3 protein-coding genes and 1 pseudogene are annotated in these 2,544 nt (G+C 28.9%); all 4 read right to left on the bottom strand.

Translation table 11 applies throughout. The annotated features are described in order from the left end of the window. Positions 1 to 11: 11 nt before the first annotated feature. A complete protein-coding gene (locus G3997_RS07320; RefSeq protein WP_296644959.1) occupies positions 12 to 692 on the bottom strand; it encodes an N-acetylglucosaminidase in 681 nt (226 codons plus the stop codon). A gap of 213 nt (positions 693 to 905) precedes the next feature. Next, positions 906 to 1,286 (bottom strand): annotated as a pseudogene (locus tag G3997_RS11955) (SH3 domain-containing protein); the annotation flags it as partial. 40 nt (positions 1,287 to 1,326) lie between these two features. After that, positions 1,327 to 1,545 carry an SH3 domain-containing protein gene (locus tag G3997_RS11960; protein ID WP_442971271.1) on the bottom strand — a complete coding sequence of 73 codons (219 nt, stop codon included), beginning with the start codon at positions 1,543 to 1,545 and terminating at the stop codon, positions 1,327 to 1,329. Next, positions 1,505 to 2,476, bottom strand: a complete 972-nt coding sequence (locus G3997_RS07325; protein ID WP_442971193.1) for an SH3 domain-containing protein — start codon at positions 2,474 to 2,476, stop codon at positions 1,505 to 1,507. Before G3997_RS07325 ends, G3997_RS11960 begins: the two co-directional genes overlap by 41 nt. Positions 2,477 to 2,544: the final 68 nt, after the last annotated feature.

The raw sequence follows: 2,544 nt of genomic DNA on the forward strand, positions 1-2,544 counted from the left end.
ATATAAAAATATTATTTATATCTAGGCACTTCAAAATTTAGATTATTTGCTGTATCATACATACCTATTAATTTATACATTATTCCTGATATTCCATTTGCCCAATTTACATCTGTTGCATACTGGTGCCATGAATAATCATAATTAAACTTCATTTTATATATAGTATTTTGATTATATTTTGAACTTTTTATGTAATTAGCACTTATCCATTTAGCTGAACCTTCTATAGTTTTTTCAATACTTGTCCATCCATTAGAATATGATGCTTCCGCACCCGAAACATTTGCACTCTTATCTATTGCACCTATTCCAAAGAAATTATATACAGTAACTGGATTAGGTAGTTTATTACCTTTATAACTAGTTATTGTCTGTCCTTGAGCAAGTACTGATTTTCCATATCCAGTTTCCCACATAGCATGTGAAACTAAATATACTAAATCTATGTCATACTTTTTAGCTGCATCTATAAACGATTTACCTTGATTATAGAATACAGTATTTTTACCATTTACTTTTGGTAATCCATTCAAGTATGAGTTTAATTCACTTTCACTTACTCCACCTTTATATGAATCAAGTGTTAAAAATTGCATCATACCTTTATTACTACTTGCAAAGTTTTCTGGATTTAGATAATACTCTATATCTGCTTTACTTGCAGCCTTGTAGCTTCTAGTATTTAACATATTATACGTTGTTAATTCTTCACTACTTCTTGATATACTTGATGATATTACATTTCCACCTTCTAATGCTTTTTTATATTGAACATCTATATGATTTTGAAGTGTATAATTTAAATATTTATGATTTATAATTGCTCCATYTATATTTTCTACACTTTCTCCACCTACTACTGGTGGTGTTTCTTGATTATCATTTATTTTGTCTAAATATCTCGTAGCTACATATCCAGTTGTTTTATTGTAATTTATTTTTGACCATCCATTACTTTCTGATATTACTTCTACATTAGTTCCTTCATCTAACTTTCCTATTGATGTATAACTTGTCGATGGTCCTTTTCTTACATTTAATCCATCTGTATTTACTACTTTTATTTCCTTATACTGCTCTGYTGTATCTTCACTTGTAGTTTTCTTATCTAAATATCTTGTAGCTACATATNNNNCAGTTGTTTTATTGTAATTTATTTTTGACCATCCGTTACTTTCTGATATTACTTCTACATTAGTTCCTTCATCTAACTTTCCTATTGATGTATAACTTGTCGATGGTCCTTTTCTTACATTTAATCCATCTGTATTTACTACCTTTATTTCCTTATATTGCTCTGTTGTATCTTCACTTGTAGTTTTCTTATCTAAATATCTTGTTGCTACATATTAGCGTTAGATCGNAATTTATTTTTGACCATCCATTACTTTCTGATATTACTTCTACATTCGTTCCTTCATCTAACTTTCCTATTGATGTATAGCTTGTCGATGGTCCTTTTCTTACATTTAATCCATCTGTATTTACTACCTTGATTTCCTTATACTGCTCTGTTGTATCTTNNNCTTGTAGTTTTYTTATCTAAATATCTTGTTGCTACATATCCAGTTGTTTTATTGTAATTTATTTTTGACCATCCGTTACTTTCTGATATTACTTCTACATTAGTTCCTTCATCTAACTTTCCTATTGATGTATAACTTGTCGATGGTCCTTTTCTTACATTTAATCCATCTGTATTTACTACYTTTATTTCCTTATACTGCTCTGTTGTATCTTCATTCTTATCAGGTTCATTTGTAGATACTACTTTTAAATATCCACTAGATACATATGCTGTCTTATTACTATACTTAATTTTTGACCATCCTGAAGTTTCTGATATTACCTCTACTTTAGTTCCTTTATTTAGCTTGCCTATTGACGTATAACTTGTTGATGGCCCGGTTCTTACATTTAATCCATCTGTATTTACTTCTTTTATTATATAATTTGTATTAGCTTTATCTATGTATTGACTTGCAACATAACCTAATCTTGAGTCATACTTTACTTTTGACCAGCCATTACTTTCTGATATTACTTCTACTTTTTCACCCTTGCTTAAAACTTTTATGATACTATAACTTGTACCTGCACCATTTCTAAATTTAAGTCCATCTGTATTTACTATTGCTATATTTTTTGATTCATTACTATCACTATTTGTATTATCATTTGATATTGATATATATGAAGATGATGCCCATCCTTGTTTACCTGATACAGTTTCTATTTTGTACCATCCATTAGATGATTGTAATATACTTACTTTATCATTTTTCTTTACTGTAGTTACTATAGTGTAGTTTGTACTAGGTCCACTTCTAACATTTAAAGAAGATGCTGTCACCGTACCTATATTCGTTGCATGTGTATTATTAGTTGCCATAGGTATCATTGCCAATGTTGCTAATGCTATTTTACCTTTCACTACTAATCCTCCTTTTCCATTTTCTACATATAGCTTCATTATATGACATTTTTTTAATTAGTAAAGGAAGTTGACTCAAGTCTAATATTGTAATAGATATACTTTAT

The organism is Romboutsia sp. 13368 (assembly GCF_018336475.1).
Taxonomy (GTDB): Bacteria; Bacillota; Clostridia; order Peptostreptococcales; family Peptostreptococcaceae; genus Romboutsia.

Bases quoted from the DNA above. Each gene is read 5' to 3' on its own strand.
- G3997_RS07320 (WP_296644959.1), bottom strand. From the start codon at position 692: ATGTTAAATACTAGAAGCTACAAGGCTGCAAGTAAAGCAGATATAGAG.